Genomic DNA, 23,598 nt, shown 5'->3' with positions numbered 1-23,598 from the left:
CTAGAAACCCAGCTTGCCAAGTTGCTTTGGGTCCCTCTGCCACTCGGAGGCTACTTTGACGCGCAGACCTAGGAAGACCTTGTGACCGATAAGTTTCTCAATCTCTAGACGAGCGCGCTTTCCGACATCAATCAAACGCGCGCCGCGGTGACCGATGATGATTCCCTTTTGACTATCGCGCTCGACAAAAATGTTCGCGTGAATGTCAGTAAGGTCTTTGCCCTTGCGCTTTGACATCTCATCGATGGTCACAGCAATTGAGTGCGGCAGTTCGTCACGCACCCCCTCAAGCGTCGCCTCGCGAATGAGCTCGCAAATACGAGCCTCAAGCGATTCATCGGTGATGGCGTCAGGTGGGTAAAGTGCCGGCGAGAGGGGCATCAAGTCAATCAAGACCTTGGTTAGCACCTCAAGCTGGTCCTCGGTCACGGCAGAAACTGGAACGATTGCCTTCCAATCGCGAAGCTCAGAAACGGCCATTAGCTGCTCGGCAAGTTGCTCCGGAGAAACCAATTCACACTTAGTGACAACCGCGACTAACTTTGCGCGGCGGAATTCATTGAGTTGTTCATTGATGAAGTTATCGCCAGGGCCAATCTTTTCATTTGCTGGGATGCAAAATCCAATCACATCAACATCACCAAGGGTCTGCTCAACCAAGTCATTCAGTCGTTGACCAAGCAAAGTTCTTGGGCGGTGCAATCCCGGAGTGTCAACCAAGATCAGCTGTCCATAATCGCGGTGCACGATACCGCGAATTGCTCTACGGGTGGTCTGTGGCTTAGCGCTGGTGATGGCGATCTTCTCGCCGACAAGAGCGTTTGTCAGGGTTGACTTGCCCACGTTTGGTCGGCCTACAAAAGAGGCAAACCCCGATCTGTGTTCTGACTCAATCGGCTTGGATGAGTGCTGCGTTGTCATTATTTCTCCGGCTCCAGTTGCTCAAAGGCGGACTGGGCGTCGGCCAAGTTTTCATCTTTATTCAAGATGACTGTGATTAATCTCTTACGACGACCCTCAATGCGGTCGGCAACGATTTGCAATCCCGAAACTCGAACTTCGTCTCCACGGCCAGGCAATCGACCAAGTTCTTTGGCAAACAGTCCCCCAACGCTGTCGACGTCTTCGTCTTCAAGTTCCAAATCCAACTGCTCACCAAGCTCGGCAAGAGAAAATGCTGCGCTCACCCTGAATCGTCCATCACCAAGATCATCCACATCTGGGACATCACGATCATATTCGTCGCTAATCTCGCCAACAATTTCCTCGATCACATCTTCCATAGTTGCCAAGCCGGCAACGCCACCGTACTCATCAACGATGATGGCAATGTGGGTCGAACTAAGTTGCATATCGCGCAATAGGTCATCCACTGGCTTTGACTCAGGCACGAAAATTACCGGGCGAGCAATCTCACTAGCTAGTGTCTTATCCATCTTTGCCGGCGACTCGTGCAGAATTCTTGCCACATCTTTTACGTAGAGGATGCCACTAATGTCATCAATGTTTTTGCCCACAACGGGAAGTCTCGAATAACCACGACTTAGAAAAACGCTCATCGCCCTGGTCAGATTTGAATCGGAAGCCACGGTTGCCATGTCTATACGCGGCACCATGATTTCTCGAACAATCGTCTCGCCAAACTCTTCAACAGAGTCCAGCAACTCCTGTTCAAACTCTTCGGGCTCATCGAGTTTTGGTAAGGATATCGGTGTGAATAAGAGATGAATCGAGTCAATTGGCTTCTGGAAAAGCTTTAGCAATCGCCGGCCTATGCTGTGGTGGCCAAGCTGCTTGGCTGCCCATTGGGAGCCAAATAGCAAGACCAGCATCATTAGGGTAGAAATACTTGCCGACCAATACCAAGCCATTGCAACTGGTGCTAAGGCCTGCCCAGCGACCACGCCGAAAACTCCGGTAAGAGCTAGACGAACAAAACCCAGGGATTCTGCCTTCGCTGACTCTTCAACCTCCAGTGCAGCCTTGACCACAGCGGTCAAAGTGGTAACTGCGGCCAAAATCGCGGCTATCCAAAGCGCTAAGCCAGTCACCTACTCGCTCGCCTCACTTGCGTAGAAGTTGTCGAGAATTTCCTTTTGTAAAGCAAACATCTCTTTTTCTTCGTCAGGCTCTGCGTGGTCAAAACCAAGCAGGTGCAAAATTCCATGTGTGGTAAGCAGCAAAACTTCGTTAATTGGCTCATGACCTGCCGCCTCAGCCTGACGAATCGCAACCTGGGGACAAATGACAATGTCGCCAAGTAGACCAGGCGCGGATACTTCTCCCTCGCCACCGGGACGAAGCTCATCCATCGGAAAACTAAGCACATCTGTGGGGCCAGGCTCGTCCATCCACTGGATGTGCAGTACTTCCATCGGCTCCTCATCAATAAATTGAATCGCAAGCTCAGCTTTTGGATGAATATTTAGTTCGGCAAGTGCATGCTGAGCCAAACGAAGTACGCGAGGTTCATCAACAGAAATCTGTGTCTCGTTGTTGATCTCGATACTCATTTAGATTCCTTTTTAGAATGTTTAGAGTTCTTGATGTCTTCATACTTTGTGTAGGCATCCACAATTTTGGCAACGAGCGAGTGGCGGACGACGTCTTCAGAGGTAAGCGTGGCAAAGTGCATACCCTCTACCTTGCTCAAAACATCCACGGCAGTGCGCAATCCCGAGCTTCCTGTTGGTAAATCAATTTGCGTTATGTCACCGGTAACAATCATTTTTGAATTAAATCCAAGCCGGGTAAGAAACATTTTCATTTGCTCCGGCGTGGTGTTCTGCGCCTCATCGAGAATAATGAACGAATCGTTTAGCGTTCGGCCACGCATATAGGCAAGCGGTGCAACCTCAATAGTTCCAGCTGCCATGAGTTTAGGAATCGACTCAGGTTCAAGCATTTCATGCAGAGCGTCAAATAGCGGGCGAAGATAAGGATCAATTTTGTCGTTCAGAGTGCCCGGCAAGAAACCAAGCCTCTCGCCTGCTTCAACCGCAGGTCTGGTCAAAATTATGCGACTGACTTCTTTACGCTGCAGCGCCTGCACTGCCTTAGCCATGGCTAAATAGGTTTTACCAGTTCCAGCAGGGCCAATACCAAAAACTATTGTTGCTTTGTCGATAGCATCGACATATTTCTTCTGACCTAACGTTTTTGGTCGAATGCTCTTACCGCGTGAACTAAGAATGCTTTGACTTAGAACGTCTGTTGGACGACTCTCTCCTTCAAGCATTTTTGCCGAACGAGTTAGGTCCTGAGGTGCAAGATCTTGGCCGTTGGCTATCAGCGCAACCATCTCCTCAATAAGATTTTTCGCCTCAGTAACCTGAGCACCAGGTCCGCTAAGCACCACTTCGTTACCCCGGGCGTGCACTTCTACATCTGGAAAGGTTTGCTCAAGGGTCTTCAGTAATTTGTCTTCGGTGCCAAACAGGGACACCATTGGCACACCCACAACCTGAAACTTCTCAGTGCGAGCCTTACTCGCCGATGACTCTTGGGATGAACTAGGCAAGCTGATCCTTTGGAGTTTTGCTGGTTAGGTGGCCGTGAGCATGAAAGACGGTTTGACCCGCTTCAGCGCCTGTGTTGAAACTCAGTCGGAATGAACCACTTGATTTGTCAGAGGCAATCCTCGTGCCAAGTCTCATAAGGTCAACGAGCTCATCTGGCGCGTTATTTGTTAGCTCCAAGATGTTTGTATGGTGCCGCTTTGGAATTACCAAGATGTGAATCGGTTGACGCGGTGAAATGTCCCAGAAGGCAAGCGAGTGCTCGGTTTCCTCGACCAAGTTGGCCTGGATATCCTTGCTAGCGATTCTGCAGAAAATGCAGTCTTGGTTATTCAATCTTTCCTCCAGCAACGAGTCTACTTTGAGCCCCACTGGCCAGTAAGAGCCAGAATTCCCGAGATTGCAGCCACTCCCGCTGTTGAAGTCCTCAGAATGGGTGCCCCCAACTGAACTCTAAGGGCACCGGCGTTTTGAAGTGCCTCCAACTCTGAATCACTTATTCCACCCTCGGGCCCTACGACCAACGCAATGCTGGCACTGCCAGGCAAATCTGCGGCCCCGATTCCTTTTGCCGCGGTTGGATCCAGCACCAGTACCAGGTCAAACTTCTCCACAAGTTCTGCCACTCGAATGCCTTTGATCGGTGTGCCAACTGATGGATGCCAGCTGCTTAGCGATTGTTTAGCAGCCTCAGTGACGATACTTTGCCAACGTTCAATACCTTTGGCCTCTTTGAGTCCTATCCAACGGCTAACCGAGCGATCTGCCTCCCAAGGAATCACGTTTGAGACCCCAAGCTCGGTTGCGGCTTGAATCGCTAACTCGTCACGATCGCCTTTAGCCAACGCCTGAATCAAAGTGAGTTGAATTTTTGGCGGCACTTCTTGCTCAACGGAACGCACCCGAACATAAAGATGATTGCCAGCAATTGAATCAACCAGACCGCGGACACGAAGACCCATTTTGTCTGTGAGTTGAATCGCCTCGCCAACCCGCATTCTGCGCACCGATACCGCGTGCTTTGCCTCTGGTCCAGTCAGTTCAATGACTGAATCAACCTTAACTGGACTGTCAAAGTTATGCGTAAACATGGGTTCAACCACGACTAATTCTTCTTCTTTCCAGAGAATCTGCCGTGAGTTGCGCGCGCAAGCCTGATGACGTCATCTTTTCGCAGCGATGCCAAGGACCGGAAAAGTTCCTTCTGCTTGGAATCAAGTTTGCTAGGGGTAATTACCTGAAGTTTGATTTTCAAATCTCCTCGCCCTGAAGAACGCAGGTGCTGCACTCCCTTTCCGCGGACAGTAATTACTTCACCTGTTTGTGAACCGGGCTCCACTTCAATTTCAACCTCGCCATCAAAGGTTTGAATTTTTGCCAGAGAACCAAGCACAGCATCGTGAAGCGGAACCTCAAGCACACAGGTTAAGTCATCACCCTGTCGGCCAAAAACGTCATCTTCTTTGACTGACATGTCCACGTAAAGATCACCGTTGGGCCCACCCGCAAATCCAACTTCACCCTGTCCGGCAAGTTGCAGACGCAAACCATCTTCGACGCCAGCCGGGATGTTCAAGTCAATGTTGCGACGAGCGCGAACACGACCCTGCCCCCGACAGTCGATGCAGGGCTCAGGAATAACCTGGCCGTAGCCGCGGCATGTGCCACAAGGTTGCGACGTAACCACGTTGCCAAGCAATGAACGAACTTGGCGCTGAATCTGCCCCGACCCACCACAAATGTCACAGGTTGCCATTGAACTTCCTGGGCGGCAGCAAGAACCCTGGCAGGTTTCACACAACACCGCCGTATCCACTGCAACACTCTTGGTCACACCAAAGACTACTTCTTCAAGACTTAGGTCAATTCGTATCAAAGCGTCTTGTCCGCGTTCCGCTCTGGATCGTGGACCACGAGAACCACCGCCGCCAAAAAAGGTATCGAAGATGTCACCGAAACCGCCGAAGCCCGCTCCACCAAAAGGATCCTGCCCACCCATGTCGTATTGACGACGGGAATTGGCATCGCTTAGAACTTCATAGGCGTGGGTCACAGCCTTGAACCGTTCTTGGGCCTCAGGCGCAGGATTTACATCTGGGTGCAGTTCCCGAGCTAATTTGCGATATGCCTTTTTAATTTGCTCTTCGCTGGCATCTCGCGCAACTCCCAATGCCTCGTAGTGATCAGCCATGTGTCCTTAATTTCCTAAAGTTTTAGTTAGGTAGCGAGCGACTGCTCGCACTGCGGAAATGTTTGACGAGTAATCCATACGAGTTGGACCAATTACTCCAAGCTTTGCAATCTCGCTACCTTGATTTTCATATCCGCTCACAACAACGGATGCATTGGCAAGACCTTCAAATTGGTTCTCTCGGCCAATTCGTAGGCTCACCCCGTGCTGCTCTGCTTGCATCTCACTGATTAATTTCAGCAAAACAACCTGCTCCTCGATTGCCTCAAGGACTGGGGAGATACTGCCTGGAAAGTCTTCTTCCCTTTTTGCAAGGTTGGATGTTCCGGAAAGAATTATTTTTTCTTGTCTGTTCGCGTCAACCTGCTCAAGTAGATTCTTAATAATTACGTTGGCGAGTTTAGATTTATCAGAACTCATTCCTGAGGAAATAGTTTTTACCTTTGAGGCAACCTCAGTCAGTGCCGCCCCGGAGATTGCGGCATTCAACTTAGCCCTGAGTTCACCTATGAATGCTTCATCGAGAGCAACGCCAAGTTCAACAACGTGTTGTTGAATGCGACCACTGTCAGTAATCAGGACCATCAGAACTCGAGTATCGGCCGCTGGTATGAGCTCAATGTGACGGACCGATGACTTACCAAGAGTTGGATACTGAACCATCGCGACTTGATTTGTTAACTGCGATAAGAGCCTGACGGTTCTGCCCAAGGTCTCATCTAGGTCGGCACTACCAACCATGAAGTTTTCAATTGCCTGACGCTCGGCGGTATTCAACGGCTTGACCTCGCTGAGTCGATCGACAAAAAGGCGATAACCCTTATCGGTTGGCACACGACCGGCAGATGTATGTGGCGCGTGGATTAGCTCTTCCTCTTCAAGCAGGGCCATGTCATTTCGAATTGTGGCCGCGGAGACCCCAAATGAGTGACGCTCAACCAATGATTTGGAACCAACCGGCTCCTTGCTGGCTATGTAGTCCTGAACAATGGCCCGAAGTACTTCGAGACTTCTATCTGGAATCATTTGGCACCACCTTTCTTGACTCGCCACGAATTTCTTTTCAAAGAAATAAAGCCTTTAGCACTCTAAGTCCCAGAGTGCCAATATTACATTCAGCAATACTGAATAGGTAGGCTAATCGGGCTAGAAGGAGAATCCGATGTCACAGCAAAATCCGTATTCAGCGCCTCAAGAGCCACTGTCTCCCGAACTCCAGAGACTATGGGCCATTGGAATTCACGCTTTTGGCATCATTCTGGAATTCTTTGCACCGCTGCTCGGCTACCTATTTCTTAAGGACCGTGGGCCGTTCATCCGTCACCATGTGACCGAATCCTTGAACTTTGGCATCACCATGGTTTTGCTATACGTGGTACTTGCAATCAGCATTGTTGGCTGGCTGCTGTTTTGGGTGCCACCGATTATCTGGACGGTGTTTCGAATTATCGCGGCTTACAAGGCCAGCATCGGCGAGTTTTACAGATACCCTGCATCGGTGCGATTTATTAAAATCTAATCGGCTAGCTTCTAATCAGCCAGCAATTTACGCACTAATGAATCGGCTAGAAGCCGCCCTTTGAGCGTGAGTTTCAAAACGCCACCGATAGCCGCCTTGGCATCCACCAGTTCATCGGCGATGAAACCCGCGATCAACTTTCCGGCATCAGGATTTACCTTTTTGGCCAAATCCACGCTCAAGCCTTCGCTAATTCTTATTTCAAGTAGTACGCGCTCTTCTAGTCGCGTTCTTTCGCTAAGAGTCTCGCGACCGGCCGCTGGTGAATTACCTTCAGCAAGTTTCGCAGCGAAGCTGGTTGGGTGCTTTACATTCCACCAACGCACGCCACCAACGTGGCTGTGTGCTCCTGGACCATACCCCCACCAGTCTTGCGATGCCCAGTACGAAATGTTGTGTGCCGATAAATTCTCTGATCCACGTGACCAGTTACTTACTTCGTACCAATCGAATCCAGCGTCAGCCAAAAGTGAATCGGCGAGCTCGTATTTGTCTGCCTGCAGATCTTCATCCGGTTCGGCAAGCTGACCAGCCTTAATCTGCCGAGCAAGTTTGGTGCCATCTTCAACAATTAGTGCATAGGCAGAGATGTGATCAGGCTGCATTGCGATTGCAGTTTCAACACTCTGACGCCACTCTGCAAGAGTCTCTCCTGGTGCTCCATAAATTAAGTCAACCGAAGTCTTCAACCCAAGTTCTTTAGCCGCCGCAACTCCGATGGAAACATTTTCCGGATTGTGTGAGCGTTCCAGCGTTGCTAAAACCGAAGACACGGCCGATTGCATGCCGAAGGACACTCGATTGAATCCGCCGTTTCTTAGTTCGCGTAGGTAATCGGCGTCAACCGTATCGGGGTTAGCCTCTGTGGTCACCTCAGCATCTTCAACAATTTCAAAAGCATTTCTTAGCGCTTCAAGAATTCTCGCAAGATCGGAAGCAGGTAAAAGAGTTGGTGTGCCGCCACCAAAAAACACGGTGCTGAGTTTTCGTTTAGGTAGTCCAGCATCCATGATCACCTGAGCGCTGAACTTTACTTCTGCAATTAAAACATCTGCGTAATCTGATTGCCTTGCCCCCGCCAGTTCACCGGCTGTGTAGGTATTGAAATCACAGTAACCGCAGCGAACCGTGCAAAAAGGAATGTGCACGTAAGCGTGAAAAGTTCGATCTGCGGCACCAACGGCTGCTTGCGCTGGAAGGCTGCCGTCTGCTGGAGCAGGGTCGCCGATAGGCAGTGGGCCGGCCACTACTTGCCCTTCTTTTCGCCCTTTTTCTCGCTGTCCGAAGAAAGAGCTGCGATGAATGCCTCTTGAGGAACCTCAACGCGGCCAACCATCTTCATGCGCTTTTTTCCTTCTTTTTGCTTCTCAAGAAGTTTGCGCTTTCGAGAAATGTCACCACCGTAACACTTGGCCAGAACGTCTTTGCGCATTGCACGGATGGATTCGCGCGCAATAATTCGGGCACCGATTGCTGCCTGAATTGGGACCTCAAATTGCTGACGCGGAATCAACTCGCGCAGCTTTCCGGTAATCATCACACCGTAGGCGTAGGCCTTGTCTTTGTGAACGATGGCACTGAACGCGTCTACCTGCTCCCCCTGCAGCAACAGGTCAACCTTGACCAGGTCACCCTTTTCAAGCCCGGTCTCTTCGTAGTCAAGCGAAGCGTATCCGGCGGTCTTGCTTTTTAGCTGATCAAAAAAGTCAAAAACAATCTCGGCTAGTGGCAGGTTGTAGCGCAGCTGCACTCGATCTTCACCAAGGTATTGCATGTCAATCATGGTTCCGCGTCTTTGCTGGCAAAGTTCCATCACGGTTCCGGTGTAGTCCTTTGGTAACAAGATGGTTGCCTTTACCATTGGCTCCAGCACCTGCTTAATTTTTCCGCCGGGGAATTCGCTTGGATTGGTTACGGTGATTTCTTTTCCGTCGTCCATAGTTACTTCGTAAACCACCGATGGCGCAGTGGCGATTAGATCTAGACCGAATTCGCGCTCCAGGCGCTCGGTAATAATTTCCAAGTGCAACAAACCCAAGAAACCACAGCGGAAGCCAAAACCAAGTGCAACAGAAGTTTCTGGTTCGTAAACCAAAGCAGCATCGGAAAGCTTTAATTTATCCAACGCTTCACGCAGCACTGGATAATCACTGCCGTCAATCGGGTAGATTCCCGAATAAACCATCGGCAATGGTTCTTTGTAACCCTTCAGTGCCTCTGAGGCAGGCTTTGCTTGATTGGTTATTGTGTCACCAACTTTTGACTGGCGAACATCTTTCACGCCGGTAATCAGATAACCAACTTCTCCAACACCAAGACCCTTTGTGGGTTCAGGCTCAGGCGATGAAACGCCAATCTCAAGAAGTTCGTGTACAGCACGAGTAGACATCATCTGAATTTTTTCGCGAGGGCTTAGATTGCCGTCAATCATCCTGACGTAGGTGATAACGCCGCGGTAGCTGTCATAAACAGAGTCAAAAATCATGGCGCGAGCCGGGGCGTTTGGATCGCCAACCGGGTGCGGGACTGTCGCAACAATTTTGTCGAGCAGTTCATCAACGCCAACACCGGTTTTACCTGACACACGAAGGCAATCCTCTGGATTTCCTCCAATCAAATTGGCAAGTTCCTCGGCGTACTTCTCTGGCTGGGCAGCCGGAAGGTCAATCTTGTTGAGCACGGGGATGATTTGCAGATCATTCTCCATCGCAAGATAAAGATTGGCCAAGGTCTGTGCCTCAATACCCTGCGCAGCATCGACCAAAAGCACTGCGCCCTCGCAGGCGGCTAGGGAGCGAGATACCTCGTATGTGAAGTCAACGTGGCCCGGGGTGTCGATCATATTGAGCGCGTAAGTCTGACCCTGAGATTCCCAAGGCATTCGAACCGCCTGAGACTTGATGGTGATGCCTCGTTCACGCTCAATATCCATTCGATCCAGGTACTGGGCGCGCATTGAGCGGTCATCAACTACACCGGTTAGCTGCAGCATGCGGTCGGCGAGAGTGGACTTTCCGTGGTCAATGTGGGCAATAATGCAGAAATTGCGAATCAGCGCCGGATCAGTCTTCGCCGGCTCAAGTCGGCGGGTGGCGCGTGGAGACAAGGGATACCTCTGGATTGATTGAAAGGGACCGTAGGACGGTTCCCCTATTCTCGCACAGACACCGATGAACTAGGGCTTTGAGCCCCGATTGGTTGCCGAATTAGGGCTTGGGCTGGTAGCATTGGAACTCGATACGGATGAGTGTCTCCATCCAAATCCCAATAAAAACTCTTTTAGTTGCCCCGCGCGGGGTGACAATCCAAGAAAGTGAAACATGGCAAACATCAAGTCACAGATCAAGCGCATTGGCACCAACCTAAAGGCTGCTGAGCGCAACAAGGCTGTAAAGAGCGAGCTAAAGACCGCTATTCGCGCGACTCGCGAAGCAGCAGCTGCCGGAGACAAGGCTGCAGCGGCAACCGCACTTGCACTAGCGGGTAAGAAGCTAGACAAGGCAGTTTCAAAGGGAGTAATTCACAAGAATCAGGCGGCTAACCGCAAGTCAGCGTTGGCCAAGAAGGTTTCTGCCCTGTAAAAAGTCTTTGAAAAAATCCCTCGGCTCCTGAGTCGAGGGATTTTTTATTTGGCCGGAATAACTCCTGGGCGACCAGCATAGAAACCAATACCTGCCTGAATCAGGGTAAGAGCAGTAATCAGCGCAAAACTAAGCGCGTAGTTAGCGACCAAATTAGCCACGGCACCAACCATGAAGGTGCCCGCAGCTGCCAACAAATAACCCCACCCCTGAGCCATTGCCGAGAGTTGCGTGGTTTGCGCCTGGGTTGACGCCCTAGTGCTAATTAGTGAGAGCGAAATTGGGAAAGTAGCCGACATGCCAAGTCCAATGAGAATGCAGGCAAAGAGCAACAAGCTCGTATCTGTGGATCTCAAAACCAGAGTGAAGATAATGCTTCCCAGCAGTGTCAATGCGCTGGTTCCGGCTGCCCACCAAGCCAGCGACTTAAACCGCCCAAGCATCGAAGAAATAATTAAGCCAGACGGAATTCCGATTGCACTGGCGAAGCCCAAGTAATTTCCGGCAGCTTGCGGTGAAACTCCGATGGAGATAAGCGCCGAAGGCATCCAACCAAGTAGCGCGTAAAAACCCAAAGATTGAATTCCAAAAAAGCCCACTATTGCCCAAGAAATCGGGGAACGAAGCACTGCCGCCTTTTCTTCTGCCGCCGCATGAGCCGGTTGAGCTACGTGAGCTTCTTGACCCTTGATTTGCGGCAACCACAGCAGAACTGCAAGCACGGTGGGAACAATCCAAATCGCAAGAGCAGGATTCCACCCGCCCAGCCATAAACTCGACGGCACGGCAGCGGCAGCGGCCAGACTTGCCGAAATGGCTAATAGCGTTGTGTAGGCGCCGGTTACCAAAGCAACTCGATTTGGAAATTGAATTCGAACAATCGTTGGCAACAAAACATTTGCGATTGCAATTGAAAGCCCGGCAGCGATTGTGCCCAACAAAAGCCCGGGATAACCAAGGATCATCCGAAGAGCCGAACCAAGAGCAAGAATTACCAACACCAGAAGCATCGCTCGATTAACGCCCACCTTGCTTACTAACCATGGGCTAGCAAAGGCACCCAGACCAAAGCACAACACCGGAGACGCTGCCAGCAGGCCAATCAGCTCGGCGTTCACTGCCAAACTAAGTTGAATCTCTTGTAAGAGAGGTCCCATTGATGCAACCGGAGGGCGCAAGACAATAGCAATAAAAACGATTGCCAAGAATCCGGTGATGCCAAATTTTGATTTAGTCATCGGCGATTTCCCGCCACGATTCCCTTGTTCGAAATTAGGTTGACCAATTTTTCTAGCGAGTAGATCGGGTCTCGCTCAGCTCCCTTAGCTGCCGCATCGGCGCTGGCCATTGCTTGAATGGCTGCAGCTAAACCGTCATCAGTCCAACCGGTTAGGTCTTTTCTTGCACGATCCAGTTGCCAAGGTGCCATTCCCAAAGTCGTTGCCGAAGCAGAGCGGTTTCCATAAATCTTGGCCATCTGACGAATCTTCATTGAAATCGCTGCAACCAGCGGCACCGGGTCCGCCCCGGTTGCTAACGCGTGGCGCAACAGCGCCATGGCCTCACCAGAACGACCAGCAAGAGCGGCATCGGCAACTTTGAATGCGTTGGTTTCAACTCGGCCCCCGTAATAACGATCCACAATCTCTTCGGTTATTGATTCAGCGCTGTCAAGCATTAGTTGATTGCAGGCGGCGGCAAGCTCGGCGGTATCGTCAGCAAAAGCGTCCAACAGAGCCCGCACAGCAGCAGGGGCAATCTTTCGTCCTTCGTGAGCAAACTCCCCCAAAACGAATGCTTGCCGGTCAGAGTCCTTCTTAATGTCGGCGCAAACAACCTCGGCCGCGATTTCAGAATCCCTGATGGCTTCCACAAGTTTTTTTCCTCGAACGCTCGAACCGTTGTGGCGCAAAATCACCGTGGTGTCATCAGTTGGATTTGACAGATATTCAATGCCATCTGAAATCAGGTCGTCACTGCATTTTTCCAGCCCTCGAATAATAACTAACCTGGGCTCAGCGAATAGCGATGGACTTGTGATGTTTGTAAGCGTCCCCGCTGAATAATCCGCCGCCTCTATCTCGTGAATCTCGAGTGAGGAATCTTGCTTGCGCAATTGCTCGCGCACCGAACGAATTGCCCGCCCGGCAAAATATTCTTCAGGGCCAGAGACAAAGAGTACAGGTGCGGGAGACGCCTTGCGCCACTCCATCTGCTTTGCCTTGCTCACCCGATAAGCCTAACCGCGACCAGCGCTAACCCAACCTGCTAGCCGGGCGCGTTAGCCACTTTCAGTGTTCCTCCGTCTGTGGCCACCGCAATAGCGCCGATTTGATCAGTGCGGTAAATCGCCGAACCAGTGGACTGCAGCAAGGTAAGGGTGCGCTGGGTGGGGTGACCATAACTGTTGTTTTTCCCCGCCGAAATCAGGCTTAGGTCTGGGTCTATCTCTTCGATTAATTCGCCGAACTGATCAGCCGAACCATGGTGAGAAACCTTAAGAATGAGCGGTACGGCGTCTAAATCTGGATCGCCCCACCAGGCTTTATCGCGGGCTAAACGCATCTGCCCTTTCTCGCCAACATCAGCCATGGTCAAGAGATTAAATTCCAGGGCCTTCCACAGCATCACCACGCTTGCATCGTTGGAGTCTTCTGCCTCAGCAGCATTTCGATTCGGTCCAAGCACTTGCCAGGATATTGTTCCAAGGCTGCCAGACATTCCGCGTTCTACCGGAAGAACACTAACCTTTGCTCGGCCAAGTAATTCGAAAGTATCCGTTGCTCCCCAACGTTCGTCCTTAAATGGGCTAACCAAGGCGACCCCGACCTCGCGTCCTCTCAATGCTCCACGCAGTCCACCGATGTGATCCATGTCAAAATGGGTTAGGACCAGCAGGTCGATTCGATTGACTCCAAGATCGAGCAGACACCGATCGATCTTGCGGTCTTCGCGACCAACGTCAATGAGCGCAACCATGCCGCTCGAGCGGACCACGGTGGAATCACCCTGACCAACATCGCAACTCACAACTGACCAATCGACCATGGGCCACTGTGCACTGCGCACCAATTTGAAGCCCACAGAGCCTAAACTCGCTGCAAAAATAATTGATAAAACTGAAATACCAAGATTGCGTAGGTTTGTCGGTTCTGCCTTGAGCCATAGAACGAAACCAAGAATCACGCATGTCGCAGCCAACGCTCCTGCGAGGCCGGTTGGCCAAGCCAAGGTTGAATTCTTTAAATCGGCAAGGTAGTGAGCAATCTCAACAATCAACCAGGCCGCGATGGATGCAAACCAAGTAAGCAGCGATGCAAGCTGCGGAAAGAACCAGGCCACCGCACAGGCAAGGATTCCCAATACTGTAATCGGAGCCACCAATGGCTCAGCCAAGATATTCGCTGGCAGTGCATAGGTAGCCAGACCTGATTGCAACTGCAACAAAACGGGTAGACAAAAGACCTGAGCCGCAATAGAAACGCTGAGCGTGATTGCCAGCCACTTGGGAAATCTACTTTCAAGTTTCTGGGTTAGCGGTTGGGTCAGCACCAGCAATCCTGAGGTTGCCAGCACAGACAACGCAAACCCAAAATCCAGAGCCAACCATGGGTCTGCAATCAAAAGGACCAAAACGGAAAGCGCCAATGCGCTTAGCGCCGATGACTTTCGGCCTATTGAAATTCCAACTAAAACCGCACCAGACATTACTGCCGCTCTAAGCACGCTGGGTTGTGCACCAACCAGCATTACGTATGCCACTAAAGCGATTAGACCAACCGACAGCCGAGCCCATCTTCCGCCTCCCAGTCGTCGAACAGCAAAGTAAAACATAGCCAGGACAATTGCGCAGTTGGCACCCGATACGGCAGTTAGGTGGGTCAGCGCGACTAGCTTCATATCTTGAATAAGTTCAGTGCTGATTCTTGAGACTTCACCGATAGCCAGACCCGCCACCAGACCCGACGCATCAGAGTTCAGCCCGGTAAGGCTTTTCATAAAAGCCGCTCGAACGTTTTGAATTATGGCCGCTGCCGCTGGGGGCTCAGCAATCAATTTTGGCGAAGTCACGCAGCGTGCCCTAAATCCAGGACGCTCCCCCTCTGGAGTGGGGCTTAGCGAGAGCAGGCAACGGTAAGTTGATCCACGAGTTATTTGCAACAGTGTTTTATCACCGCCTAATTTTCCATTGGCCGCCAGCGATACCTCACCGCCCTGCAGATCAGCACTCAAGATTTTTATGTTCGTCGAATAGTCATCTAACTGACCAACGCTAATTGGTTGATCCAAAATCTTGAATGTTGCAGTTACTTTCTGGAAGGAATGCACGCTGGCCTGCAGTTCAATGGGCCTTGAGGCTGAGTGCTGAATGACAAATGAAACACCTCCGGCAAATAATGCAGCGAGAACCAGCAGCAGCGTGCGCTTCATAGTCTGCCCATGATCGACATCAAAATAATCAGCGAAAGCCATAGCGCACCGGCAGCCAGCCAGATTCTCAAAGCGTCACATCATTCTTGATGCCGGAAAATAATTTTTCGCCAATTCCACTGATGTTTAGTAGATCTTCTTTTTTCTTGAAACCTCCGTTTGCCGTTCGCCAGTCAATCATTCTGCCGGCAAGAGCCGGACCTACTCCGGGTAACTGCTCAAGTTCAGCTTGACTTGCGCGATTAAGGCTTATTTGGGTTTTCGAAGATATGCCAGCGGAATTCAAACCCGCAGAACCTGCTGGCAGCTGTGGGTTAGCGCCAATCTTGAAAATAATTACTTGCTCACCGTCAGTGATTTCGCGTGCAAGATTCACACTTCCCTGATCGGCAGCGGGACTGAAACCACCAGCAGCGAAAACTGCATCAACGACTCGGGAACCGGCGTCTAATTGATAAATTCCCGGCGACCCAACTTCGCCAATTATGTGAACGTAGATGTTTGCCGGCCGTACCTCGACTTCTTCAATGCTTGTTTCAGCATTTAGCGCTTTTGGCTCAATGGATTCAGTTGTAATTGCATTTATTAGAAATGTTGCCGCGGCAATAACTGCTACTACTCCAAGCACCAGTTTTTTGTTGATTGGCTGATCACCGCCAATTGCCGCTGCTATTTTTAGTCGAATCCAATCCACCGGGTAAAACTAAGCTGCCCCGCAAATTTGCAGGGCACCTTAGTTGAAACTGTGGAAAACCAGCACAGCGCTTGGCGTTAGTTGGTGGCGATGTTGACTAACTTTGGTGCTCGAACGATGGTGTTTACAATGCTTTTTTCACCAATTGCTCGTTTTACTGCCTCGGATTCCAAGGCGAGCGCCCTGAGCGCATCCTCGGTGATGTCAACCGGCACCTCAAACTTGTCACGCAACTTACCGTCCACCTGCACTACCGCGATAGCACTGCTCTCAACTAGGAGTGACAAGTCAGCATCTGGCAATTGCGCCAAGGCTACCCCAGGCTGATGTCCGAGCTTTTGCCACATGTCCTCAGCTGTGTAAGGCGCAAACAGTGACAGGGCCTTTGCTACGGTTTCGGCTGCCTCACGTACAGCGGGATCCGCGCCGCCTGCCTCGCCATCAATTGCCTTGCGCAAGGCGTTTACCAACTCCATGATCTTTGCCACGCCAACGTTGAATTTGAAGCCCTCAATAAGTGGGCCAAAATCACGAAGGAAAGCGTGAGTCGCCTTACGAAGTTCTTTATTACCAGTGGCGACATCGGTGTTCACGGCACTGGTGACATCATTTGCCGCACGCCAGGCGCGAGCCAAGAACTTAGCCGAACCCGATGGCGAAACATCAGCCCAGTCAATGTCTTCCTCCGGTGGACCGGCAAAGGACATGGTTAGGCGAACTGCGTCGACTCCGTGCTGATCAAGTTGCTCGCTGAGGGCTACAAGATTACCGCGCGACTTAGACATGGCGCTGCCGCCCATCAAAACCATGCCCTGGTTCAAGAGACGAGTGAATGGCTCCTGGAAATCTACGTAGCCAAGGTCGTGCAACACCTTGGTAAAGAAGCGTGCGTAAAGCAAATGCAAGATTGCGTGGGTAACTCCGCCAACATATTGATCAACCGGAGCCCAATCCTTTGCGGCCTGCTTTGGGAATGCCTCTGTTGTTGAGTTTGGCGAAAGGAATCGCAAGAAATACCAGGACGAGTCAACAAAGGTGTCCATAGTGTCGGTATCGCGCTTTGCCGGCATGCCACATTTAGGGCAGGCAACGTTCACCCAATCTTCTGCACCGCCAAGTGGAGATGTTCCCTTTGGTTTTAGGTCAAGCCCCTCAGCCGACGGCAATTCAACCGGAAGCTGATCCTGCGGCACCGGTACCTCACCACACATCTCACAGTGGACGATTGGAATTGGAGTTCCCCAGTAACGCTGACGGGAAATTAGCCAGTCTCGCAAACGGAAGTTTTTAGTTTTCTTTCCCTTGCCCTCCGATTCAAGAAGAGCAATGACTGTTTCAATCGCCTCTTGTTTCGCAAGTCCATTCAGTGGACCCGAATTTATCAAAGTGCCCTCGCCAACGGTCGCTGTTCCCGATAGGTTTGGATCTTCTTCCCCGGTATCGACTACAACCTTGATTGGCAAATCTAATGCCTTGGCAAAGTCAAAGTCGCGCTGGTCATGAGCTGGAACAGCCATGATGGCACCGTGCCCGTAGTCAGCAAGCACATAGTCAGAAACCAGAATTGGAATTCGCTCGCCGTTCACCGGATTTATTGCAAAGCGACCTAGGTGCACGCCGGTTTTTGGTCTGTCAGTTGCCAGCCGCTCAATGTCGTTTGATTGCTTGACGATTTCTAGGTACTCGGCGAACTTTCGCTGAGTTTCAGCATCGGTGTTGGCTGCTAATTCGGCGGCAAGAGCGCTGTCGGCAGCGACCACCATAAAGGTTGCACCAAAGAGAGTATCTGGGCGAGTGGTGAAAACTGTTACCGGCTCTTCGCGACCTTCAATTTCAAACTGAACGTCGGCACCGTATGAACGACCAATCCAGTTTCGCTGCATCGACAACACTTTGGCCGGCCAATTGCCCTCAAGAGTGTCTAGATCGTCAAGCAGACGGTCGGCGTAGTCGGTTACTTTGAAGTACCACTGGGTAAGTGCCTTTTTGGTGACCACGCTGTCGCAACGCTCACAGAGCCCTTGAACCACCTGTTCATTCGCCAAAACAGTTTGGCAACTAGGACACCAGTTAACGTTTGAGTTTTTGCGGTACGCCAGACCCTTCTTGTAGAACTCCAAGAAAAGCCACTGGTTCCAGCGATAGTAAATAGGGTCCGAGGTAATCAGCACCCGGTCCCAGTCGAAGGAACACGCGTAGCGACGCATCGAAGCCTTCTGCTGAGCGATGTTGTCGTAAGTCCAAACCTTAGGATCCAATCCACGCTTGATAGCGGCGTTTTCGGCCGGTAGACCAAAAGAGTCCCAGCCAATCGGGTGCATTACGTTGAAACCCTTTTGAACCCAGTACCTAGACACAACATCCCCAAGAGCGTAGGCCTCGGCGTGCCCCATGTGTAGGTCGCCCGATGGGTAAGGAAACATGTCCAGCACATACTTTTTAGGGCGCGAGTCTTGAGGATTACCCGACGCAAATGGGCGCAGCTCATCCCAAATAGGGAGCCACTTGTCTTGTATTGCGAATACGTCGTATTCGGTTTCGTTTGTTGCGTCAGTCATTCTTCTAAGGTTACCAATTAGTCGCCGCGCAGAGGGCTAGCCCCAAGGGTCAGCAGCGTTTAGCACCCTCAAAAGCGCCTGGGCCTTGAGTTTCGTCTCTTCTAGCTCAGCAACCGGGTCTGAATCACTGGTGATTCCCCCACCAACACCGATATAAGCGCCGCCATTCTCGAAAACGATTGTCCTGATCGTCATTCCAAATTCTGCAGCCCCGTTGAAGCCAAAGTAACCCACGGCCCCGGAGTAAACCCCGCGGCCACCGCCTTCTAGATCGGCAATTATTTCCATGGCCCTACGCTTTGGCGCCCCCGTCATTGATCCTCCAGGAAAGGCCGCTAACAATGCGCTTAGAGCGCTTTGACCCTCAGCCAATTGACCCTCGACAGTGCTAACTAACTGGTGCACAGTCGCGTAAGACTCAATCTCAAATAATTTAGGTACCTTGACGGATTCAGGTATTGCCACCCTGCCGATGTCGTTTCGCATCAAATCTACAATCATTAGATTTTCAGCACGTTCTTTTTCGTTTTCGCGAAGTTCACGAGCGAACCCCAAATCAGTCTCCGGATCACTTGATCGTGGCCGCGTGCCCTTAATTGGTTTAGTACTTACCAAACCAGATGGCCTAACCTGCAGAAATTGCTCGGGAGAGCTGCAGACCAAAGTTGAATCACCGATTCGAATGAAAGCAGCATACGGTGCCGGATTTGAATTTCTAAGTTCCAGGAACGTCGAAAGCGGATCAGCGGAGGTTTCAATTTCAATGCGGTTAGTCAGGCAAATTTGATATACGTCTCCGGCGGCGATGTGCTTCTGCGCCGATTGAATCATTGACAGATACTGCTGAGCACTGTGCCGAAGTTTCCCGTGAGATCTTGTGCCTTTAGTTTCGGCGCGCAATCTATATGCCGCGAGTTCCCCACCGATTAGTCCAAATCGAAGAAAGGCTGCGTTGCACCAATGTTGAAATTCGTCCTCGGTCTCAAACAATCCAACTAAGTACATGTGTCGGTTATCGTGATCAAAAACCATTGCGCGATCAACATCTAAGAACCGAGCCCGACCCTCATATTCAAAAAAGCCAACTAGACCTGGTCGCCAGTCAAAGGGTAAATCCGCGTCCTCGTATCGGTTTTCTGGATCTGGAAATGTCGAAATCTCTTCATTTGGCACTCCAGCGCCGATTACGGAGATCGGACTTTGAATGTTGAATTCACGATCAAGCCAAAAAGAGTTTGGCGAGCTGGCAAAGAATTGCAGAAATGCATTTGCGGGCGGCACCCATCCCCTGAGTTTGAGACTGAAGAGACGCATGATACGTACCTTTCAGGCTCAGGGCAGAAGCCAATTTATTTTCAAGATGATTCTTAATCTAGATTAGAGGCAACCAGTTCATAACGCCTGAGGAAGGAGTGAGATTCATGCGTGATAACGAACAGCTTTACGTTTTCGATCGCCAGGTGCTCACCAGCAAAACACCTCAGGAACTTCTGGATGGTCACCTTGCGGTGGCCGATAGCTGGCTAGTAGAAAATGGCCGAGTTCGACACTTGGCCGAACACTATGAGCGTTTTACCCAATGGGCCCTGGCCGAAGACGCTGAACAAGATTATGCTTCGTTTTGCGCCGCGGTGACTGAGTTGATTCCAATGGAGGGTCGCTGGTTTCCGCGCATTGAGCTGCTAAAAAACACCGACACCGGTCAAAGCCAACTGGTGTTTCGGCTTCGTGAAGCCCCAAATCAAATTGATTCGATGACGCTTTGGAGCTACAGCGAGCCGGACCCCAGAACCAATCCCCTCGTCAAAGGACCTGACCTAAGCCTTGGTCTGCAAATGCGGCGCGCAGCGCAGATGCATGGGGCTGATGAAGCGGTAATTCTGAATAGTGATGGCTACATCCTTGAAGGTGCGCTAAGTGCGCTGGTCTGGTTTAGAGATGATGTGCTTTGCGCGCCCGGAAATGACCTGCCTTGGATTCCCAGCATCACCCGCATGGAGGTGTTTGCCATCGCGGAACAAATGGGATTGGCCACCAGAACAGAGAAGGTAAAGCCTGCCGATCTAGTGGATCTGGAGATTTGGGGTCTGAGTTCGTTGCATGGAATCAGACCAGTTGAAGAATGGGTGAATCTTGGTGGTCCAGTGGCCCAACCTAGACACCTGGAGGCATTCAACAAAAGGCTAAGAATGCTTTCTACCAGCATCAAATAATCTCCTAGCAATTCCACAGTCAAGAACGGGCTCTTCGATGCGAAGATTGACGAGTGAATGAACTCCTAAATTGGCTGCTAACCACCGTGCAGAGTGTTGACCCGCTTACTCGCAATCTTCTGGCAGGCCTTGCAATCATGTTGGAGACGTCGCTGTTTGTGGGCCTAGTAATGCCGGGAGACACGGTTGTTCTGGTAGCTGCTACCGGAGTTGCAAACTTGCTTGATTTTTTCTTTTTGCTGGGTGCCGTGCTGCTTGGCTCGCTAATTGGCGAATCACTCGGCTTCTGGATTGGCCGCCTATTCGGAGAAAAAATTCGCTACAGCAAACTCGGTAATAAAATCGGCGAAAAAAACTGGAAGATGGCTGACGCATTCATCGAGTCCCGGGGTGGACTTGCCGTTGCAATATCAAGATTTTTGCCGGTGCTTCATTCTTTGGTGCCAGTGGTGGCAGGTGCCTCAACCATGCGGTATCGGATCTTCATTCGATGGACAGTAGCTGCCTGCGCGATATGGGCGTCTGCTTATGTTGGCGTTGGCTACATCGCTCAGGCCAGTTATGAGCAAATTGGGGCGAATCTAAAATTTGGTGCGGTAATTTTCATCGCCATAATTCTTACCTTTGCCATCATCGTTCACTTCGCTAAAAAGAGACTCGAGAAGGCAGCCATCAAGATGGTCGAAACCGATAAAGCCGCACAATTTACCGGACTTGAAGGCTAAGCCATGTGCGGCCGCTTTGTTGTTGCCCGCAGCGTGGGTGAGATTCAAACCATCTTCGAGGTCGATGAAATCATCGGTGAGCTGCCTGGGGTCAGTTACAACGTTGCCCCAACGCAGCCAATCGCAATAATTGTGGATCGCGCTTTCGAAAAGGCAGACGATGGTTCTCCGATTGGTGAGCTCAGCCGCGAAATCCACGCGGCGCGTTGGGGTTTGGTGCCTAGATGGGCAAAAAGCCCAACAGAACACGCACCGCTGATCAACGGACGCATCGAATCTATCTTGGAAAAACCGTCTTTCAAAGATTCCGTTGTGAGACGCCGCTGCGTGATACCGGCATCGGGATATTACGAATGGCAGGTCGCGGCCGATGGATCTAAGCAGCCTTTTTACATCACGGCCGGAACCGACGGAATGTTTGCGCTAGCCGGTCTATACGAGTGGTGGTCTGATCCAACCAAAGACACTAAAGACCCTCAGCGATGGCTGCTATCAGCCACAACTCTGACTAAGCACACTGCCCCGGAGCTTGCCCACATACATGATCGCAATCCTGTGCTGCTGTCGCCAGACACCTTTGAGGCGTGGCTGGACCCTCACATTGTGGGCGATGAAGATCTTCTAATGGCTGTTGCCAACGATTCGGATTTAGTCGCCGGCGAGGCCGAGTTTTACAAAGTTGGAACTGAGGTTGGCAAAGTCAGTAACAACTCTGCCAACCTAATCAGCCCAATAAATTAGTCTCGATTGAAAATCGATAGCAGACGCAGGATCTCTACGTAAAGCCAGATTAGAGAAGACACCAATCCAAAGGCGGCGCGCCACTCGGTCTCAACCGGTAATCCTTCTCGAGCACCAACGGTGATTGCCTCAAAATCAAGATTTAGAGTGAAGGCAGCTAAGCCCACGCCAACCAGAGCGATTAACCAACCAAATCCGGTGCCGTACGCACCCGATGAATTGGTAAACAGACCCACAGCAAGATTGATCAACGCGAATGCCATGTAGCCGAACAAAGCGAAAGTCATTACTCGAGTGAATCGAGCATTTACTTTGATCCATCCGTATCGGTAGGCAGCAAACATAGCGCCGGCGGTGCAAAGTGTTGCAAGCACTGCCTGCTGGGCAATTCCTGGGTACATGGTTTCGAAAATTCTAGTTAGCGCACCAAGAAAAACACCCTCTGCTGCCGCGTAAGCAATCACGACACCCGGACGAACTTTCTTACCGAAGGTGGCCCAAAGACCTAGGCCCAAACCAACGATCATGGCTGGGAACATTAACCCGGTCAAACCAAAGAACCAGGTCACACCAGCGGTTGCTAGTAGAACCAGAAACATCCCAAAAACTTTTCCGGCGGTTCCTTCGACGGTCATCTTTGGGCCTGAAGTGATTTTTGCAAACTCAGAATCAACGGCGGCCTGGTCAACTCGAGCGACCTCGACGCCGGTGGACATTGCCTGGTTGAAGATTGGGTTGTGCGAAATAGCCACGTAATTACCTTTCGATTATTTGCCTGGTGAAGAAAATGTTACGCAAGATCACTGTGAATTCGCTGAACGTGCTCTGGAGAAATCGTGTGTCCCCCTGAGTGAAGAAAATATTTAACCTCAGCTCCCAGGGATTCAAACTCGGCAATCAGGGCTTCAACTCGATCTCTCGGCGAGTAGGGGTCTGCGGCGCCATTGGCAATCCAAACTTTCTTGCCAGTCAAGTTGGGCCGCCCTTTAGGAAATGGAGTTTCTTGGAAAACTTTATTATTTCCAAATGCCACCACTCCCGCCACGGAATCCGGATGAAGCAAAGTCAGCGATGTTGCGGCGTTGGCCCCGTTTGAGAAACCCACCGCAACCACATTGTCAGGATTGAATCCATACTCGCCGGAGGTGTTCCACAAAAAATCAGCTAATTCCGAGGAGTTTTCAATTACTTCGTTCTCGTCGTAGTTGTCTTGCTCAAGAAGTTTGAAGAATCGATTAGCACCGTCACTCTTTCGAAGCCCCCTTGGCGATATCAAGTTTGCACTTGGGTCCAGGGCTTTTCCAAGACTCAGTAAGTCAAATTCATCGGCACCTGAACCGTGTAAAAGCAAAAGGGTTCGATTTCCGGCAACGTCATCGCTCGGTTGCCAGACATGTGGTCGCGAGGAGTCTCTTGGGTTTATCAAT

General features: G+C 50.9%; 23 protein-coding genes. 5 read left to right on the top strand and 18 right to left on the bottom strand.

Features of this window, described 5'->3' with window-relative positions; translation table 11 throughout:
- Genes era through hrcA form a run of 8 tightly spaced genes read right to left on the bottom strand, consistent with a single transcriptional unit; the run spans position 1 to position 6,735 of the window.
- Positions 1-921, bottom strand: a complete 921-nt coding sequence (era, locus tag RHOLA_RS03095; protein ID WP_038502266.1) for a GTPase Era — start codon at positions 919-921, stop codon at positions 1-3.
- Positions 921-2,051: a hemolysin family protein gene (locus tag RHOLA_RS03090; RefSeq protein ID WP_144239020.1), complete on the bottom strand. Its 1,131-nt coding sequence runs from the start codon at positions 2,049-2,051 to the stop codon at positions 921-923. The genes era and RHOLA_RS03090 overlap by 1 nt, the downstream gene beginning before the upstream one ends.
- The gene (gene ybeY, locus RHOLA_RS03085; RefSeq protein ID WP_038502265.1) at positions 2,052-2,513 is read right to left on the bottom strand and encodes an rRNA maturation RNase YbeY; all 462 of its coding nucleotides are present in this window, start codon (positions 2,511-2,513) and stop codon (positions 2,052-2,054) included.
- Complete coding sequence (locus RHOLA_RS03080) at positions 2,510-3,520, bottom strand: PhoH family protein (protein WP_051636236.1); 1,011 nt, start codon at positions 3,518-3,520, stop codon at positions 2,510-2,512. Before RHOLA_RS03080 ends, ybeY begins: the two co-directional genes overlap by 4 nt.
- Positions 3,513-3,890 (bottom strand): HIT domain-containing protein, encoded by a 378-nt coding sequence (locus RHOLA_RS03075; protein WP_227818801.1) that lies wholly within the window; start codon positions 3,888-3,890, stop codon positions 3,513-3,515. The genes RHOLA_RS03080 and RHOLA_RS03075 overlap by 8 nt, the downstream gene beginning before the upstream one ends.
- Positions 3,875-4,621, bottom strand: coding sequence for a 16S rRNA (uracil(1498)-N(3))-methyltransferase (locus RHOLA_RS03070; protein ID WP_227818800.1), 747 nt, complete (start codon positions 4,619-4,621; stop codon positions 3,875-3,877). The genes RHOLA_RS03075 and RHOLA_RS03070 overlap by 16 nt, the downstream gene beginning before the upstream one ends.
- Before the next feature lie 2 nt (positions 4,622-4,623).
- Complete coding sequence (gene dnaJ, locus RHOLA_RS03065) at positions 4,624-5,709, bottom strand: molecular chaperone DnaJ (protein WP_038502262.1); 1,086 nt, start codon at positions 5,707-5,709, stop codon at positions 4,624-4,626.
- Positions 5,710-5,715: 6 nt separating this feature from the next.
- Positions 5,716-6,735 carry a heat-inducible transcriptional repressor HrcA gene (gene hrcA / locus RHOLA_RS03060; protein ID WP_038502260.1) on the bottom strand — a complete coding sequence of 340 codons (1,020 nt, stop codon included), beginning with the start codon at positions 6,733-6,735 and terminating at the stop codon, positions 5,716-5,718.
- Positions 6,736-6,871: 136 nt separating this feature from the next.
- On the opposite strand from hrcA, the gene RHOLA_RS03055 reads away from it, so the two are divergent.
- Positions 6,872-7,228, top strand: a complete 357-nt coding sequence (locus RHOLA_RS03055; RefSeq protein WP_038502259.1) for a DUF4870 domain-containing protein — start codon at positions 6,872-6,874, stop codon at positions 7,226-7,228.
- Between the two features lie 11 nt (positions 7,229-7,239).
- On the opposite strand, the gene hemW is transcribed toward RHOLA_RS03055, so the two are convergent.
- Together hemW and lepA are read right to left on the bottom strand one after the other, a co-directional pair.
- Positions 7,240-8,475, bottom strand: coding sequence for a radical SAM family heme chaperone HemW (gene hemW, locus RHOLA_RS03050; protein WP_038502258.1), 1,236 nt, complete (start codon positions 8,473-8,475; stop codon positions 7,240-7,242).
- Positions 8,475-10,334 carry a translation elongation factor 4 gene (gene lepA / locus RHOLA_RS03045; RefSeq protein ID WP_038502257.1) on the bottom strand — a complete coding sequence of 620 codons (1,860 nt, stop codon included), beginning with the start codon at positions 10,332-10,334 and terminating at the stop codon, positions 8,475-8,477. Before lepA ends, hemW begins: the two co-directional genes overlap by 1 nt.
- Positions 10,335-10,548: 214 nt before the next feature.
- Here lepA and rpsT point away from each other — a divergent pair, with 214 nt between their 5' ends.
- Positions 10,549-10,809, top strand: coding sequence for a 30S ribosomal protein S20 (gene rpsT, locus RHOLA_RS03040; protein ID WP_038502255.1), 261 nt, complete (start codon positions 10,549-10,551; stop codon positions 10,807-10,809).
- Positions 10,810-10,853: 44 nt separating this feature from the next.
- Here the strand turns inward: rpsT and RHOLA_RS03035 are convergent, their stop codons facing one another.
- The 6 genes from RHOLA_RS03035 to pabB form a co-directional block, all read right to left on the bottom strand.
- Positions 10,854-12,047, bottom strand: a complete 1,194-nt coding sequence (locus tag RHOLA_RS03035; protein WP_038502254.1) for an MFS transporter — start codon at positions 12,045-12,047, stop codon at positions 10,854-10,856.
- Complete coding sequence (gene holA / locus RHOLA_RS03030; RefSeq protein ID WP_051636389.1) at positions 12,044-13,021, bottom strand: DNA polymerase III subunit delta; 978 nt, start codon at positions 13,019-13,021, stop codon at positions 12,044-12,046. The genes RHOLA_RS03035 and holA overlap by 4 nt, the downstream gene beginning before the upstream one ends.
- Positions 13,022-13,077: 56 nt before the next feature.
- Positions 13,078-15,282 (bottom strand): DNA internalization-related competence protein ComEC/Rec2, encoded by a 2,205-nt coding sequence (locus tag RHOLA_RS03025; protein ID WP_084321365.1) that lies wholly within the window; start codon positions 15,280-15,282, stop codon positions 13,078-13,080.
- Positions 15,283-15,307: 25 nt separating this feature from the next.
- Positions 15,308-15,934, bottom strand: coding sequence for a helix-hairpin-helix domain-containing protein (locus tag RHOLA_RS03020; protein WP_051636235.1), 627 nt, complete (start codon positions 15,932-15,934; stop codon positions 15,308-15,310).
- A 77-nt stretch (positions 15,935-16,011) separates the two neighbouring features.
- Positions 16,012-18,492: a leucine--tRNA ligase gene (gene leuS / locus RHOLA_RS03015; RefSeq protein ID WP_038502249.1), complete on the bottom strand. Its 2,481-nt coding sequence runs from the start codon at positions 18,490-18,492 to the stop codon at positions 16,012-16,014.
- Positions 18,493-18,528: 36 nt separating this feature from the next.
- Complete coding sequence (pabB, locus tag RHOLA_RS03010) at positions 18,529-19,806, bottom strand: aminodeoxychorismate synthase component I (RefSeq protein ID WP_084321363.1); 1,278 nt, start codon at positions 19,804-19,806, stop codon at positions 18,529-18,531.
- Between the two features lie 107 nt (positions 19,807-19,913).
- Between pabB and RHOLA_RS03005 the strand changes: the two genes are divergently transcribed.
- Genes RHOLA_RS03005 through RHOLA_RS02995 form a run of 3 tightly spaced genes read left to right on the top strand, consistent with a single transcriptional unit; the run spans position 19,914 to position 22,171 of the window.
- On the top strand, positions 19,914-20,705 hold the full coding sequence (locus RHOLA_RS03005) for an aminotransferase class IV (protein WP_051636233.1): 792 nt from the start codon (positions 19,914-19,916) through the stop codon (positions 20,703-20,705).
- 53 nt (positions 20,706-20,758) lie between these two features.
- Positions 20,759-21,430: a DedA family protein gene (locus RHOLA_RS03000; protein ID WP_038502248.1), complete on the top strand. Its 672-nt coding sequence runs from the start codon at positions 20,759-20,761 to the stop codon at positions 21,428-21,430.
- 3 nt (positions 21,431-21,433) lie between these two features.
- Positions 21,434-22,171: an SOS response-associated peptidase gene (locus tag RHOLA_RS02995; protein ID WP_038502247.1), complete on the top strand. Its 738-nt coding sequence runs from the start codon at positions 21,434-21,436 to the stop codon at positions 22,169-22,171.
- Here RHOLA_RS02995 and RHOLA_RS02990 read toward each other — a convergent pair.
- Both RHOLA_RS02990 and RHOLA_RS02985 read right to left on the bottom strand, forming a co-directional pair.
- On the bottom strand, positions 22,168-22,923 hold the full coding sequence (locus RHOLA_RS02990) for a Bax inhibitor-1/YccA family protein (RefSeq protein WP_051636232.1): 756 nt from the start codon (positions 22,921-22,923) through the stop codon (positions 22,168-22,170). The two genes, RHOLA_RS02995 and RHOLA_RS02990, sit on opposite strands and share 4 nt — an antisense overlap.
- Positions 22,924-22,961: 38 nt before the next feature.
- A complete protein-coding gene (locus tag RHOLA_RS02985) occupies positions 22,962-23,597 on the bottom strand; it encodes an alpha/beta hydrolase (protein WP_038502246.1) in 636 nt (211 codons plus the stop codon).
- Between the last annotated feature and the right edge of the window lies 1 nt (position 23,598).

The sequence above is a fragment of the Rhodoluna lacicola genome (assembly GCF_000699505.1).
In the GTDB taxonomy this organism is placed as follows: domain Bacteria; phylum Actinomycetota; class Actinomycetes; order Actinomycetales; family Microbacteriaceae; genus Rhodoluna; species Rhodoluna lacicola.
This window is presented reverse-complemented; position numbering and strand designations above follow the sequence as displayed.

What these genes read in the sequence shown, in the direction of transcription:
- rpsT (WP_038502255.1), top strand. Translation starts at nt 10,549, where the DNA reads ATGGCAAACATCAAGTCACAGATCAAGCGCATTGGCACCAACCTAAAG.
- era (WP_038502266.1), bottom strand. Translation starts at nt 921, where the DNA reads ATGACAACGCAGCACTCATCCAAGCCGATTGAGTCAGAACACAGATCG.
- RHOLA_RS03055 (WP_038502259.1), top strand. Translation starts at nt 6,872, where the DNA reads ATGTCACAGCAAAATCCGTATTCAGCGCCTCAAGAGCCACTGTCTCCC.
- ybeY (WP_038502265.1), bottom strand. Translation starts at nt 2,513, where the DNA reads ATGAGTATCGAGATCAACAACGAGACACAGATTTCTGTTGATGAACCT.
- RHOLA_RS03005 (WP_051636233.1), top strand. Translation starts at nt 19,914, where the DNA reads ATGCGTGATAACGAACAGCTTTACGTTTTCGATCGCCAGGTGCTCACC.
- leuS (WP_038502249.1), bottom strand. Translation starts at nt 18,492, where the DNA reads ATGACTGACGCAACAAACGAAACCGAATACGACGTATTCGCAATACAA.
- pabB (WP_084321363.1), bottom strand. Translation starts at nt 19,806, where the DNA reads ATGCGTCTCTTCAGTCTCAAACTCAGGGGATGGGTGCCGCCCGCAAAT.
- RHOLA_RS03025 (WP_084321365.1), bottom strand. Translation starts at nt 15,282, where the DNA reads ATGGCTTTCGCTGATTATTTTGATGTCGATCATGGGCAGACTATGAAG.
- hrcA (WP_038502260.1), bottom strand. Translation starts at nt 6,735, where the DNA reads ATGATTCCAGATAGAAGTCTCGAAGTACTTCGGGCCATTGTTCAGGAC.
- dnaJ (WP_038502262.1), bottom strand. Translation starts at nt 5,709, where the DNA reads ATGGCTGATCACTACGAGGCATTGGGAGTTGCGCGAGATGCCAGCGAA.
- holA (WP_051636389.1), bottom strand. Translation starts at nt 13,021, where the DNA reads ATGGAGTGGCGCAAGGCGTCTCCCGCACCTGTACTCTTTGTCTCTGGC.
- RHOLA_RS03035 (WP_038502254.1), bottom strand. Translation starts at nt 12,047, where the DNA reads ATGACTAAATCAAAATTTGGCATCACCGGATTCTTGGCAATCGTTTTT.
- RHOLA_RS02995 (WP_038502247.1), top strand. Translation starts at nt 21,434, where the DNA reads ATGTGCGGCCGCTTTGTTGTTGCCCGCAGCGTGGGTGAGATTCAAACC.